The sequence below is a fragment of the Paenibacillus amylolyticus genome (assembly GCF_050990605.1).
Classification (GTDB): domain Bacteria; phylum Bacillota; class Bacilli; order Paenibacillales; family Paenibacillaceae; genus Paenibacillus; species Paenibacillus amylolyticus_H.
On the sequence record NZ_CP158832.1, the window covers coordinates 6,514,577 to 6,529,080 of the forward strand.

Sequence of the window (14,504 nt, forward strand, 5' to 3'; positions counted from 1 at the left end):
GCATACTAATATGGAAAAGGATGTGGTTCATCGTGACTACAATGAAGGCAGTAGGATTAACTCGTTATCTTCCAATTGACAATCCCCAAAGCCTGGTGGACGTTGTTGTAGAAAAACCAAAAGCAACGGGTCGTGACATTTTGGTCAAAGTTGCCGCCATATCGGTCAATCCTGTTGATACAAAAGTACGAGCTCCTAAGGAAAGAATAGAGGACAACCCTAAAATTCTAGGTTGGGATGTAGCAGGAGTCGTTGAAGAGACAGGACCGGACTGTTCATTGTTTCGTCCGGGAGATGAAGTTTTCTATGCTGGCAGTATTGCACGACAAGGCGGAAACAGTGAATACCATCTGGTCGATGAACGAATCGTTGGGCGCAAACCTGTTTCCTTAAGTTTTGTGGAAGCCGCAGCTCTTCCCCTAACCTCCATTACAGCCTGGGAAGCATTATTTACCCGAATGTCTATTTCCCAAGATCCGGGCCTCAACAAAGGAAAGGCTCTGCTGATTATTGGTGCAGCCGGGGGTGTAGGTTCCATTGCCACTCAGCTTTCAAAACAAGCGGGGCTTACTGTAATCGGGACTGCTTCCCGATCGGAGACGGTTAGCTGGGTTAAATCAATGGGCGCGGACTATACCATTAATCACCATGAACCGCTCCTTCCACAACTTCAAGCAATTGGATTTACAAGCGTCCCGTATATTTTTTGCCTGAATGCTTTGGAAAAACACTGGACTAGTATTAGCGAAGCTATTTCTCCGCAAGGAGTTGTATGCGCAATTGATGATCCGACCTCTCCGTTGGACCTCACATTGCTTAAACAAAAAAGCGTCACCTTCGTGTGGGAGTTTATGTTTACCCGCGCTGTTTACGAAACAGATGATATGATTGAGCAGCATCTATTGCTTAATCGTATTGCTGATGCTGTGGACAACCAAAAATTAAAGACAACACTAGCCCAAGTCCTTGAACCCATCTCAGCAGAGAATCTCCGGCAAGCCCACAAATTGTTGGAGAGCAATAGGACGATTGGTAAAATTGTACTAGAAGGTTTTATTTAAAAACCTAGTTGCATCTTTTCGAGTTTTTGATTAACCAATTGGCTTAAATGAAGTAGTTTAGCCAGGTTCGTGTTATAATGGAGTTTACCTGATTAACATTCATCATTCTGCCGAGATGGCGATGATTAAGGAGATTGAACTTTGACGAACAACCATGATATTGGAGCAGTTAACGAACTACCGGAGAACTTTGAAGAGCTCAAACGAGCGGCTAATCGGACGTCAAGCTGGAGAGACAGACTGAATGCGGTGAACGAATTGGGGAACTGGGATACAGAACCTACCATCAAGTTGCTTCAGCATGTTTTGAAAAATGATCAAGTATTTCAAGTGCGCGAAGCCGCATATCTCAAGCTGAAACAGTTGGATGAAGATGTACAGATGCCTGCCAAAAACAAAGGCGAGCTGTTTAAAGGGACTAACAAAATTTTGCTGCGGATCAAAAAAAGCCTTCCTGAAGGTCACACATTTGAGGAATTTAAGGAAAAACTGCAAAAGACACGTCTGGACCTCTATGATACTTACGAGGGCGACAAAGATGCTGAGTTCGATTCCTGGCTCCATGGAATCTGGGAGACACTAGGTAGAAGATAACCGTCGTTCACCGTATAATAGCATACAAAGCCACTCCAAAAAATGGAGTGGCTTCTTTATTTCTTATTTTGATTGCTACCAGAGCTAAGTTAAAGCCTACATTCCATTTCACATGTACATTCCCTGTACGATGCGAAGTTGTGTGCTATAAGATTTATTCTGGTATATAAGGAAGATCCAGTGTCTTCGGAACGTTGATGACATGTTTTTCTGTATAAGTGCGGATACCTTCGACGCCGTATTCACGGCCAATACCAGATTGCTTGACCCCACCGAAAGGGAACCGAACGTCGAGACCCTGCACAGCAGCTGTATTGATCATGGTCGTTCCAGCTTCGAGTTGACGTGCGACGGAGATGGCATCCTCTTCTTTGCCCCACACAGAACTCGTTAATCCATATATGCTTTCATTGTGTAGATGAATAACCTGCTCTTCATCGTCAAATGGAAGAATCGGAACCGTAGGGCCAAACTGTTCCTCCACTACAATCGGATCATGAACATCGCAACCTAAGACAAGCGTAGGTTGTAGGTAGTAACCTTGTTCAAACAGCTTCTGATCAAGAATTTGACCGAGAGGGATGACCTTAGCCCCACGCTTTTGCGCATCTTCAACCAAACCAAGCACATAATTTTTCTGCTTCAGGTTATTAACCGGACCTATCGTTGTATTTGAATCAAATGGATCACCAATTCGAATCCAGCGATTAGCCGCCTCTATATATTTTTCCACAAACTCATCATAAATAGAACGGTGTACATACACGCGTTTGGCGATCATACAGATCTGTCCTGTTGTCAAAAAATTAGAAATGACAATCCGGCGCATGGCTCGCTCATCATGTACATCAAAGCTTTCCAAGAAGATCGCCGCATCATTGCCGCCAAGCTCAAGTGTCATATCCTTAATCGTTTCCGAAGCTGCTTTGATAATATGCTTAGCTGTTGCGGTTCCACCTGTAAAGGCGATTTTAGTAACCAAAGGATTACTAGTCAGTTCAACGCCCACATCCGCATCACCATGAACTACATTGATAACACCAGCCGGGAACTCACTCGCAATAATCTCTGCTACCTTCGCTGCCGCCAGTGGTGCAAATGGGCTTGGTTTAAGCACAATCGTGTTGCCTGCAAGTAAGGCAGGAGCAATCTTAATGGTAGATAAAGCAATGGGATAGTTCCATGGACTAATCGCTGCCACCACACCAATTGGATCATAAGTAAGAATTGTTTTACCATTCTCATGCTCTTTGATCTCTTCCTGTAGAGCCGATCTGGCTTCATTACAAGCAAACTCCATCCACATTAACGAAACATATATCTCACCGTGTGCATCATACAGGGGCTTGCCATGCTCTCTGGACAGCAAATGTACGATTTCATTCTCAGCTGCTCTAATCTTCTCGATCGCCTTGCGCATCATGATAATGCGTTCATCAATGGAGGTCTGCTTCCATGTTTTAAAAGCCCCTGCTGCCGCTTCAATTGCGGTGACCGCTTGTTCTCTCGTAGTGACAGGGAAATACCCTACAACCTCGGTTGGGTTGGCCGGATTTTCTTTTGCTAACTGCGAAAGGGATTTTACATGTTGACCATTAATGAACGCTTCAACGATAACTGTCTCTTGGTCTGCTTGCGTCGTCATTTTGCATCCCCTCCGTTATTTAGATGGATTCATTCCAAACTTCATCTGCAATTTCCTTCACATAACGAAGTTTACGCCATTGTTGTTCTTCTGTTAAAATATTGCCTTCTTCCGTGGAAGAAAAGCCGCATTGTGGGCTCAAACAAAGTTGCTCAAGAGGAACATAGGTTGCCGCCTCTGCAATCCGAGCTTTAATCTGTTCTTTATCCTCCAACTCGCCTGTTTTCGAAGTAAGTAAACCAAGCACGATTTTCAAATCTTTTCGATTCACATATTGTAATGGCTCGAAGCCACCTGAACGCTCATCATCAAATTCCAGGAACAATCCATCTACGTTTAAGCCTCCAAAAATAACTTCAGAAGCGTACTCGTAACCACCCGTTGAGAAATAATTTGATTTATAGTTACCACGACAAATATGCATCGTCACAACTAAATCTGCCGGTTTATGAGCCAAAGTTTCATTAATCATTCGCTGCATCGTTTTCAGCTCTTCTGCCGGCTCCAGACCTTTGGCACGCAGCTTATCGTGACCAGCTTCGGAGAATAGATCTGCCCAAGCGGTATCATCTAATTGCAGGTATCGGCATCCCGCATCATAGAAAGCTTGAATAGCTTTTTGATACGCCGCAATCGTATCCTGAAGGAATTGCTCCCGGTCCGTATAGATATTGGCGCCATTTTCCAACCGATATAGAAGCATGTTGGGGCTTGGAATGGTCTGTTTCGCCACTGTGTCACCTGCATGCTTTTTCAAAAACTCAAAATCCTTAACAAAGGGATGCGTAGAGAAATCAACTTTACCCACAACTCGAATCCCGCCCTTGCGAGTCTGCATGTTATGGAATTTTGGTCCGTCTATTTGCTCATACAGCTCTACGCCATCCAAGCCGCCCAGAAAATCAAAATGCCACCAGCTTCTACGGAATTCGCCATCCGTAACGGCCAATACGCCATTTTCCTTCTGCTTTTCAATGATTCGAATAATCTCTTGATCTTCCACAGCTCTTAATTCTTCATATGTGATGTTGCCTGATTTATATTGTTCACGTGCCTGACTTAAGTTTGCAGGACGTAAAAAGCTGCCTACATGATCATTACGAAATGGTATCATAACTATTTCTCCTTCTAACTTTTTGGTTCACTGAGTATAGCATGATTGAAAAGATAGTATGTTATATGAAAAATGCATGACTGGTCATAGCTTTTAACAATAGCTAAAAGACTTTAATAAGCAAAAAAACACAACCTCAAAGGGTAGTAGATGTGGTTTACCTTATATCAATATCAATTTAGCGCGACCTTGTCTTCCTATCTCTCCCATTACATTTATTTTCTAGTATAATAACGAGATACAACAAACATTTTAATATAGAAGGAGAGTTGTTATGGAATATCATGTATCCAACCATGGGAATGATCAAGGAAAAGGAACAGCAGATCAACCCTTTCGTACCATATCACGCGCTGCGGCTCATGCCATGGCTGGTGATACCGTTATTGTTCATGCAGGAGTATACAGGGAATGGGTTAACCCGGCGAATGGAGGAACAGCGGAGCATCGAATCGTATATCGATCCGCAGGAGACGGGGAAGTTGTGATTACAGGAGCTGAGCGGATTACCGACTGGAAGTCTGAAGGAGACCATGTTTGGAGCACAGAAGTGCTCAATTCCATCTTTTCCGTCCGTAATCCCTTTGAGGTGGAGCTCAGTGGAGACTGGTTGTTTGACGGTCCCTTCCCGGTTCATCTTGGTGATGTCTATCTGGATGGCAAATCATTATATGAGTGCAACAGTGTTGAAAGCGTTAACAATCCTGAAGTTTGGCCCGAAGCCAAGTATCCCCAGGATTCATTGTTGCAATGGTATGCGGAAGTGGGGTCTACGACAACCAAAATCTGGGCCAATTTTGGCGAAAAAGATCCTCGTAAGGAAAATGTAGAAATTAGTGTACGTCCTTATTGCTTCTGGCCTGACAAACCGGGACTGAACTATATCACCGTAAGTGGTTTCACACTTCGTCAAGCTTCTCCTCAATGGGCGCCGCCTACGGATTATCAGGAAGGTTTGATTGGACCTCACTGGAGTAAGGGCTGGATTATTGAAAACAATATCATCAGTGAATCCAAATGCGTTGGTATTAGCTTGGGCACCGAAATTGGTACAGGTCACAGCAAGTCTTTGGAGAAGCATAGTAAAGGCGGGACTCAACGGGAGCAGGAGGTTATTTTACAAGCATTACGCTCCGGCTGGCATAAAGATCGCGTCGGTAGTCACATCGTTCGAGGTAATGTGATTCATGATTGTGAACAGGCAGGTATTGTGGGTCATATGGGAGCAGCCTTCAGCCGCATTTACCAGAACCGTATCTATAATATTCACCACAAACGACTCAGACATGGTGCCGAAGTCGCGGGAATTAAACTGCATGCTTCACTAGATACTCAAATCAGCGAGAATATAATGTATAGCTGTTACCGTGCGCTTTGGCTGGACTGGCAGGCACAGGGCACTCGCATCAGCCGTAATGTATTTTTTGACAATCTTTCTGAGGACCTCTTCGTTGAAGTGTGCCATGGTCCGTATATGGTCGATCACAATCTATTCCTCTCTCCGATGAATTTCAGAAATATGGCCCAGGGCGGGGCATTTGCTCATAATTTGTTTGCAGGCCGATTTGTAGTTCGTTCCGAAATTACTCGTATTACGCCATATCACTTCCCTCACGAGACGGCCATGGCCGGATACTCCAATATCACTGGAGGCGATGACAGGTATTACAACAACATCTTCTTGGGTGATAACGATGCCAATAAAGAACCTGTTCCTATTACCTTCTTTGAGCATCTTCCCCTTAAACCAAGGGATGAAGTTGGAGCGGACGGGAAGACGGTCATGGACGGGGTTCCGGACAACTCCATTTGTTATCTGTATGCTGTGGGACTTGGCGGCTATGATCAACATCCTAATGTGAAAGATAAGAAATGGTGGGAATACACCAAAGAGGAGCTTATGGAGCTTGGCGATGCGGCGAAGGATATCTTTATAGGCAATGCCGTTCTTCCGGTAGCTATGGGTGGCAATGTATTTCTTAACGATGCGGTTCCAAGTCGTCACGAATCCCAAGCTAAGATAGTTGCACAGAAGGGCGTAACAATTGAGATGAATCCTGCACTAGGCAAAGTGCACATTCAGATCCATGGTCCCGAATTGCTTCGGGGAACCTCTGCAATGTTAGTTACCACGGATCTGCTTGGAAAGACTTATCACGCCAACATGAAATATGAAGAGCCGGACAGCAGTCCATATCATTTTGACTCCGACTTTTTCGGAACAAAGAGACCCGATGCAGATGTTACACCTGGTCCGTTTGAATTAACCGAAAATGGGAGTGTTGAGTTTGAGATTTAGTTTATGATTGAGGATCCAGTCATTTCAGGTGATTGAATCAAAATATAAAAACAAAGCCACTCCTTACGTGGAGTGGTTTCTTTGCTTTGCATAGGACTACTTAACGATGAGTTTGTGCTTACTTATGGTACGGTTCAACCGTAATATTTATAGAGCGAAATCAAGAGAATTGCCAAAAACCTGCTACAGGGTGTTGTATCTCGGTGGCTTTTATCACGGCAAAGACATATAGTGATCCAAAACCAAAAGGATACTTGTAGTCGTGTTGAACCAACGTTTCGGGGTAACCATCTTCATCTACTTGAAATAAAAAAGAAAACGACTCCTCCATCAAATTCGTAAAATAATAGTCTTCATTTTGAATAAGTCTCGGGTTTCCCCCTACTTTGATCAAAAAAGACTGATCCATTGATTTCTGGTCATTAATTAGTGTCCCGTCTGAGATGGTGTGTTTTTTAAGGCCTGGGTTAGTAAACATCTCTTTGATGCTTTCAGTTGAAATGGGGTGCTCAATTACCTTGATCGAGCAATTAGGATACATATTGTTTTTCAAATACTCCTCATAGTCCTCAGGGATGAAGATCGAAATCATGCTGTCCGGTTTAAACGGATGGACGAGGCTCAAGTAAAAAAGATATTTTTGGTTACCTTCATGGATACGGTCATCTTGATCATCAAAAAATTGAGGTGCATTTCCGCCGATCCAGCCTGCCCCCTGATCTTTCGATAGGTCAGATTCGGCATAATAGAGAATACTCTCTGTTCGATCAACCAAAACCTTCATTTGATTGTCCATTGGCATTCTACCCACTCCCCCTCATACGAATCTTGTCCAAAAATAGACCTAAGCACTTCATTGCGACATCGATCTTATTTCTCTTCTATTGATTCAGATTCCTCAGCGAATACCTCATGAACTGATTCGATTAATTCTCATTGTACAGAAGGAGCGTATTTAACGTTCCTTCTGTAGCTGGCAGTTGTAAATCATTGCCGCTGCCGCAACCTCATTCTGGAAATCACGGCTTCTATGACGAGCAGATTAGGAATCCAACAAACCCAAGCGACAACCCGGAACGCCGCCTCGAAATCGCCAAGCAGAAGATTCAGCGGCGCTAACCAGATTCGAAGCGTGACCGCTGCAAAAGTAAGCGCATAACTGCGGAGCATCCATGCTTTATGAGCTTGGATGTCTTTCGCCATAATTTTTCTTGTTGCAATAAGCGTCGTCGCAACCCACAATACATCGAGCGACATGAACCCAAGCCCGGCAATCCAACCTCCCGTGGCAAAAAGGGATAAATACACACTCACGATCCCACTAACTGTAATCGAAAGAACATATCCATACCCCAATAGGTGATGCCAACGTTTCCTATCATTCGTTGGCTTCATAAATAGTTGAAAGGGTCCTATGATCAAGGCAAATATCGCGGTAACAATATGGATGTATAGTACATATATCCATGGTTTGAGTTCAAAATTCGGCTTTTGCAATTTGAAAGAGACAAGTCCTGCATCACTAGCTTTAAGCACGCCATACTGAACAATTGCGTATCCGGCAATCGAAAATGCAAGAATGAGAACGAGTGTCCGAATCATCTTATTTCCCATTTGAATTATCCTCCTCCGTTGATGCACCGTGAAGCTGTTGTCCCTTTAAACCCTCTAGTGGCTATAGAGTCAATACCGATCTTCTCGATTAAGGCATCGGCTAGAAAGGGACGCACAAATTCAACGCTTTTCGTGGTCAAGTTTCCTGCCGTACTTTTGGTGCAAACGGATATTCGCTTCCTCCCAGCTTTACAGTTAGAAATAATACCCCTTCCGAATATCATCTAAAAGGGTAGGATATCCTGGTTTCCATCCTAAACGCTCCTGCGTCAACGCACTGGACGCCGGATTATCCGTTTTCGTGAAGGGTGCAAGCCATCCGAAATGTTTACCTGCTTCTTCAACCCCAATACCTTGGACCGGCAAGTTCAATTGGAGGCCCAAAGCCGTGGCGATCTCTTGAAATGGAATGCCCTCTTCGCTCACTGCATGAAACCGGGACCCTGCCGGAGCTTGTTCTAAGGCGAGTCTAAAAAGGCGCGCCGCATCCAGTAAATGCACGGATGGCCAACGGTTGTTACCGGAGCCTGTATAGGCGGAGAAGCCCTTCTTGCGAGCAATGTTCACCAGATTTGGGAACAAGCCCGTCTTATCGCCTTCACCGTGTACGATCGGTGGGAGGCGTACAATCGAGGAACGTATCCCCCGATTCGCCAAGTCTAGGGTGGTATGTTCTGAAATGATGCGTAATCCACCTTGCGATTGAGGATCCCCAGCGCTGTCCTCCGTTCCGAGACGGCCGGGAGTAAGCGTCATCGTAGGCATCGCGACGACAAGCGCCCGGTCACCGGCGGGTAAGGAGGTGCCAAGTGTCTCGATGGCTCGCCTGTCAGTCTCAATTGCAGCCTTCATAAATCGCATCACTACATGACGAGGATTCCCGCCGAATAAAACCCTAAGCCGAGTTGGAAGGCCCGCATGCGAGAACTTGTGGAAGAAGGCCAAATGAATGACCCCGTCTACTGCAGCAGCCACTTTGCGCAAGCCTGCTAAATCCTCAATCGAACCGACTTGAACCTGGGCACCCAGTGCCGTAAGCCGTTTGCTGGCTTTTTCAGAACGGGCAAGACCAACCACTTGATGACCGGCATCCAGCAGTTCGCGAACAACCGCCCCTCCGATGAAGCCTGTTGCCCCTGTAACCAATACACGCATTTTCAGAAATCCCCTTTCCTATCGATAGGATGTTTACTCTTAGTATAGGGGATTGACTACTGCGGTCTTTGCCTTTTCCGTCGGAGTTTTTGCCTGATTCAACAGATTCCGCCGCTTAAAAAGGAAAAATCCGCTAGGCTCTATGCCCGCGGAAATTTGAAAAGCCGTTTACATGTGCGTTTCACTTCAACTTTTGCTGGTCCTGACGCCACCTTGTGATATCTCTAGTTGGAGGACACCCAAAAAATCGGCTGTAATCGCGGCTAAATTGGGAATCGCTCAAATAGCCTACACGCCGGCTCGCCGTAGTTGCGTCAATGGAGCTGGATAACATTAGACGCCTCGCCTCTTGCAGGCGCAGCACCTTTTGATATTGCAGAGGGCTCATCGCAGTAGCCGATCTGAAATACTCGCGAAACGACGATTCGCTCATATGGACCAGCTCCGCCAAATCCGCCACTTTCAACGGCTGAGAAAAGTTGTTTTGGAGCCAATCAATCGCTTTTGCAACCTGCTGCATGCCCGATTCTGCCAGAACAGTCTCGGCAACATAAACACCGATTGGGCTACGGAGGATGCGGATATAAATCTCGTCTTTCATCAATGGAGCCAGCATTTGAGCATCATCGGGAGAGGACAGGCAAGCCATCAATCTTGCAGCGGCGTTCATCATGGCCAAGTCTGCTTCGATGACGTAGCACGCACTGCGATTGCGAACCTCCGGTAACCCATTAGGAAATACCATCGGCAGCAACGAAGCAATCCTTTGCGGATCGAGGTATAGACCTATCCCCAAGAACGGTATTTGGGGGCTGGCCTGCATGATTTTCATCGCAACAGGCAAGGCAACGGGGGCAATATACATTCGCGAAGCACTATACTCATAAGCATCCTTACCTACGGTAATTCGCTTTTTCCCTTGCGCTGCAATGCAGATTACCGGCGAGAACATAGTGTGAACATCATCCGCCGCTTCTACTTGCGAATATCGGTTCACATACAGACCATGGATCGGTGAAGCATAAGTCCCATCCTGCGAAGTATGCGTGTAAATCAAACTTGCCAACCGAGCTGCTTCACGATCTAACGCTGAATTGGCATCATCTAATACAGATACATCCTCATATTTATAGTAATTGTCCATGTTCACAAGCAACTTCTTCCCCCTCAGATGTAACGGGATGATAGGCATGTTCATGATACCACAGGCGCATCCAGAAAGCTTAAGCATTAAAGTTAAATTAGCATGGATATCTCAAGTCTACCCTTCTGCAAGTCCGAGGGGATTCCCTGCAAGCACGAAGCGGACAGCATTTCTCGCTATCGCCTCCCAATGTGCTTTATTTATGATACGGTTCACCCCGATTTATCTTCACCGCACGATAAATCTGCTCCACCAACACCAGCCGCATAAGCTGATGCGGCAGGGTCATGCGCCCGAAGCTCAAGCGCTGCTTCGCGCGGCGCAACACCTCATCGGAGAGCCCATGGCTTCCTCCGATGACAAACACGACATGGCTCGTCCCATACGTGCCGAGCTTGTCGATCTCCAATGCCAGCTCCTCAGAACTCCAGAGCTGGCCATCCAATGCGAGCGCGACAACATGCGCCTCGCTCTTCACATGCGCGAGGATGCGTTCGCCCTCGCGCTCTTTTACCGCCCGAACCTCAGCTTCGCTCAGGGTATCGGGCGCCTTTTCGTCTGCGACCTCGATCATCTGAAACTTGATGTACGGGGCGAGGCGCTTGGCATATTCCTGAATGCCCAGCGTCAAATATTTTTCCTTCAATTTGCCTACGCCAATAATCTGAATAAACATAACAACCCATTCCTCCTAAATTGTCTTGCGAGATATTCTATAAGTAAGATGCTTCATCGCATCGTTCGTTCCAACTGTATTATACCTATACTACACATTTCTCCAAATTCTAACGAATCCCACACACCTTATTCAGCCCCATTTCGGCTACTTTAAAATCTAACGAATCTGAAACACGCTATTCCGCACCCACCGAGCACTCCCCACCACTTTCGAGGCCATTTCAGCAATCTAACGTGTCTACGATTCGTTAGATTTCAACCAGGCGGTATTTGCCACGAATAAGATTCGTCAGGTTCTTTAGAGTTACTCCGCTCCGCCCCGCCACAACCCACGTCCCTACCCACATCGCTGTTACCCAACGTCACTTTCCCAATACCCCAGCGGCTTCCATCTCTATTACCTACACACCTTGCACCGGTTGCTACAACCTAGTTCATTCCCAACTCAGAACTCGGCACCTACCTACCTTAATCTTCTCTTACTCTCGCCTACTCTCACGTTAACCCCTACTACCCTCGCCAAGCTCCACACAGCCTACTAACCACACCAATTCCCCCACAAACACAAAAAGAGCGCTCATCACGCTCTCCTTGGCTTCTTGCTGTGATGTTCATACCGGATGGAAAGTCAGCCCGAAGCGCCACCTTAAGTCACGCCTCCAGCCGTCTAAGTCCTACAGTACGCTAAACGACGAGGAATTCCGCGTGCTGTTCGCACTCGGCACATTTCGCAGGCGGGTCCCAGTCGGCAAATTCCGTCTCCTTCAGATCAACGATATCTGGAGCGTCCTCATACTCATCGACAAACATGTCGATGGCAATGTCCACGTGTTCTTTGCATACAACGTACATCCGTTAAGCATCCTTTCTGTAACCAGCTATGTTCCCGATTCACAACCGCTTATCCCATTACAGGATAGCCACTTCTCAGTTCTATCACACCTGCCGCCGAAAAGAAACCCCCAGCCCCAATTTATCGTGCCCAACCTCCACCAAACCTCTCCATTCGCCGTAAAATAACACAAAAAGCATCCTTCCCGATACCTGAAACGGTCCTCGAAAAGAATGCTCCTTAATCCACGCTCTTTAATTCAATCCCGATTGCGCCTTCGTCAACAGCTTGCCACTTTGAAAGGCAATAACTGCATTGGCACCATTGCCAGCAGTACCTTTATAGTTGTAGACCACCATATTCTCCGCTTCACTCAGCGCTTCACCTTCGCCACCCAGGATCTCGATGACATCTTCCACCGACATGCCAACCTCAAGCTTCTCATACTGGGCAAACGTAATCAGCACGCCGTCACCTTTCCCGGCCGATCCATTGTTTCCCGATGCTGCAGGCGTTTGACTACCAGCCCCACCTGCCGCAATCACATTAGTACTCAGCTCATTCAACTCGGTCTCAAGTGCAGCGATCTTTTGCTCTTGCTCAACGCTCTTGGCACTCTGCTCCACCAGTTTCTTCTCAAGCCCAACAATCTTCTCTTGCAGAGCACTTGTATCCACCGAAGATCCTGTCGTAGCAACCTCAGATCCACAGGCAGATAACATAAACAGGGACAGCACCAAGTTCGTTCCCCCAAGCATTTTTTTCCTCAATCGTTTCATTAGAAATACCCCTTCCAATTTAAAATAAGAATAAGATCGACAAAGAGATGTTATTTGCATCAACGACCGTTCGAACATATAGACAACAGTTTACCACAGCCCAAGTCCGATGTATCTGCTACTTTGGCTCCGGGTCTAACTGATCATGAAAACATACAAATGGTTAATCTACTCATTTACTGTCGAACGAACACGTCCAATCCCTAATAACTAAAAAAGAGTGGTCAGTTGATCTGATCACTCTTCTAGCATTCCCTATTTCAATCCAAACAAAAGTATAAGCTCCGTTCGAAACTTCCCTTATTCCGGTTTATCCGTCAGCTTCACGGATACTTTCTCCGCTTTGCCATCCCGGTAGAAGGTCACTTCAATCGTATCCCCAATCTTCTTCTGATCGTACAGATATTTCCGCAGATCAAGTGTGGAGGTAATTTTTTGTCCGTCAAATTCCGTAATGACATCATTCAGCTTCATGCCCGCATCAGATGCCGGACCGGATGCCTCCAGTACAACCACACCGCTGTCCACGTGAGATGGTAGCTTCAGATCCTTGCGCTGCTCATCATCCAGTGGCGCATATGGGTTGCTCAGATCGACCGTGTACACGCCCAGATAAGGACGGGATACTTTGCCGTTTAGGAGCAGGGAATCTACCGTTTTCATCACTTCGTTCATCGGAATCGCGAAGCCGAGACCTTCAACGCCCGTATCGGAGATCTTCATCGTGTTGATGCCGACCACTTTACCGTTCAGATCGACCAAGGCCCCCCCGCTGTTCCCTTCATTAATCGCCGCATCCGTCTGGATCACATTTTGCTCCCAGTCGTACACCCCGTCCTGATTAATCGATACAGGCAGAATACGATCCGTGTAACTGACAATACCGGATGTCAGTGTACCGCCCAGACCGAGTGGGTTTCCGATTGCCAACACCGTTTGACCGCGCTGAAGTTTGCTGGAATCACCGATCTCCGCCACTGCACCCAGCCCTTTATCTTCTGCGGATAATACCGCAATGTCACTCACACGGTCTTTACCGACCAACTTCGCTTTATGTGTCTCCCCGTCTACGGTCACAATCTCCAGATCACTCGCACCCTCCACGACGTGGTGGTTGGTCATAATGTAGGCCTTGCCATCTTCCTTCTTGAAAATGACTCCTGAGCCCAGCGCCGAATCTTCCATCGATAGACTGCTACCCGTTTTATGGTTCACAATGCTCACCACAGAAGGACGAACGTGGGCTGCTGCCTGGATAATCCGATCGTATGGATCAGCTGCCTGCGCTGTCTGTGGACCGCCTCCACCACCATTACCCGTAGCATTCGCCAGCGGTAACGAAGCGGGCTGTGTGATGAAGCTAAACAGCATGACGGTCACGATGGAGCTGATCACCGAGCTAATTACAGCTACCTTCACTGTGGAACTGATTCCCGTACGCGATCTGCGCGGATTACTCCAGCGGTCACGTCCACGTCCCCTGCCTCCAGGGCGAATGATCTGAAGTTTACCTTTCTGTTCAGGTTCGGCGCGTCTTGATACTTTGGTTGAATAAAAATCGTCTCCAAACAATCCCATCGTGATCCTCT

General features: G+C 46.6%; 13 protein-coding genes. 3 read left to right on the plus strand and 10 right to left on the minus strand.

The annotated features are described in order from the left end of the window. The first annotated feature begins 41 nt into the window (after positions 1-41). Together ABTV53_RS28660 and ABTV53_RS28665 are read left to right on the plus strand one after the other, a co-directional pair. Positions 42-1,061, plus strand: coding sequence for a zinc-binding alcohol dehydrogenase family protein (locus ABTV53_RS28660; RefSeq protein ID WP_433754368.1), 1,020 nt, complete (start codon positions 42-44; stop codon positions 1,059-1,061). A 141-nt stretch (positions 1,062-1,202) separates the two neighbouring features. Beyond that, positions 1,203-1,655: a HEAT repeat domain-containing protein gene (locus ABTV53_RS28665; protein ID WP_433749172.1), complete on the plus strand. Its 453-nt coding sequence runs from the start codon at positions 1,203-1,205 to the stop codon at positions 1,653-1,655. A 154-nt stretch (positions 1,656-1,809) separates the two neighbouring features. On the opposite strand, the gene ABTV53_RS28670 is transcribed toward ABTV53_RS28665, so the two are convergent. Continuing rightward, positions 1,810-3,300 carry an aldehyde dehydrogenase family protein gene (locus ABTV53_RS28670; RefSeq protein ID WP_433749175.1) on the minus strand — a complete coding sequence of 497 codons (1,491 nt, stop codon included), beginning with the start codon at positions 3,298-3,300 and terminating at the stop codon, positions 1,810-1,812. A gap of 19 nt (positions 3,301-3,319) precedes the next feature. Beyond that, positions 3,320-4,414 carry a 5-methyltetrahydropteroyltriglutamate--homocysteine S-methyltransferase gene (locus tag ABTV53_RS28675; RefSeq protein WP_433749178.1) on the minus strand — a complete coding sequence of 365 codons (1,095 nt, stop codon included), beginning with the start codon at positions 4,412-4,414 and terminating at the stop codon, positions 3,320-3,322. Positions 4,415-4,688: 274 nt separating this feature from the next. Here ABTV53_RS28675 and ABTV53_RS28680 point away from each other — a divergent pair, with 274 nt between their 5' ends. Then, entirely contained in the window at positions 4,689-6,713 is a 2,025-nt protein-coding gene (locus ABTV53_RS28680; RefSeq protein WP_433749181.1) for a right-handed parallel beta-helix repeat-containing protein, read from the plus strand. Between the two features lie 160 nt (positions 6,714-6,873). Here ABTV53_RS28680 and ABTV53_RS28685 read toward each other — a convergent pair whose 3' ends face one another. From ABTV53_RS28685 to ABTV53_RS28720, 8 genes are all read right to left on the minus strand, one after another. After that, a complete protein-coding gene (locus ABTV53_RS28685) occupies positions 6,874-7,515 on the minus strand; it encodes a hypothetical protein (RefSeq protein WP_433749184.1) in 642 nt (213 codons plus the stop codon). A gap of 185 nt (positions 7,516-7,700) precedes the next feature. Next, positions 7,701-8,327: a DUF2306 domain-containing protein gene (locus tag ABTV53_RS28690; protein WP_433749187.1), complete on the minus strand. Its 627-nt coding sequence runs from the start codon at positions 8,325-8,327 to the stop codon at positions 7,701-7,703. Between the two features lie 195 nt (positions 8,328-8,522). Next, on the minus strand, positions 8,523-9,482 hold the full coding sequence (locus tag ABTV53_RS28695; RefSeq protein ID WP_433749190.1) for an SDR family oxidoreductase: 960 nt from the start codon (positions 9,480-9,482) through the stop codon (positions 8,523-8,525). A gap of 181 nt (positions 9,483-9,663) precedes the next feature. Further along, entirely contained in the window at positions 9,664-10,626 is a 963-nt protein-coding gene (locus ABTV53_RS28700; protein WP_433754369.1) for an AraC family transcriptional regulator N-terminal domain-containing protein, read from the minus strand. A gap of 196 nt (positions 10,627-10,822) precedes the next feature. Then, entirely contained in the window at positions 10,823-11,302 is a 480-nt protein-coding gene (rlmH, locus tag ABTV53_RS28705) for a 23S rRNA (pseudouridine(1915)-N(3))-methyltransferase RlmH (protein ID WP_017691463.1), read from the minus strand. Between the two features lie 686 nt (positions 11,303-11,988). Beyond that, positions 11,989-12,156, minus strand: a complete 168-nt coding sequence (locus tag ABTV53_RS28710) for a CxxH/CxxC protein (protein WP_017691462.1) — start codon at positions 12,154-12,156, stop codon at positions 11,989-11,991. A 234-nt stretch (positions 12,157-12,390) separates the two neighbouring features. Beyond that, the gene (locus ABTV53_RS28715; RefSeq protein WP_433749193.1) at positions 12,391-12,915 is read right to left on the minus strand and encodes a hypothetical protein; all 525 of its coding nucleotides are present in this window, start codon (positions 12,913-12,915) and stop codon (positions 12,391-12,393) included. Positions 12,916-13,215: 300 nt separating this feature from the next. Further along, a complete protein-coding gene (locus tag ABTV53_RS28720) occupies positions 13,216-14,493 on the minus strand; it encodes a S1C family serine protease (protein WP_433749196.1) in 1,278 nt (425 codons plus the stop codon). Between the last annotated feature and the right edge of the window lie 11 nt (positions 14,494-14,504).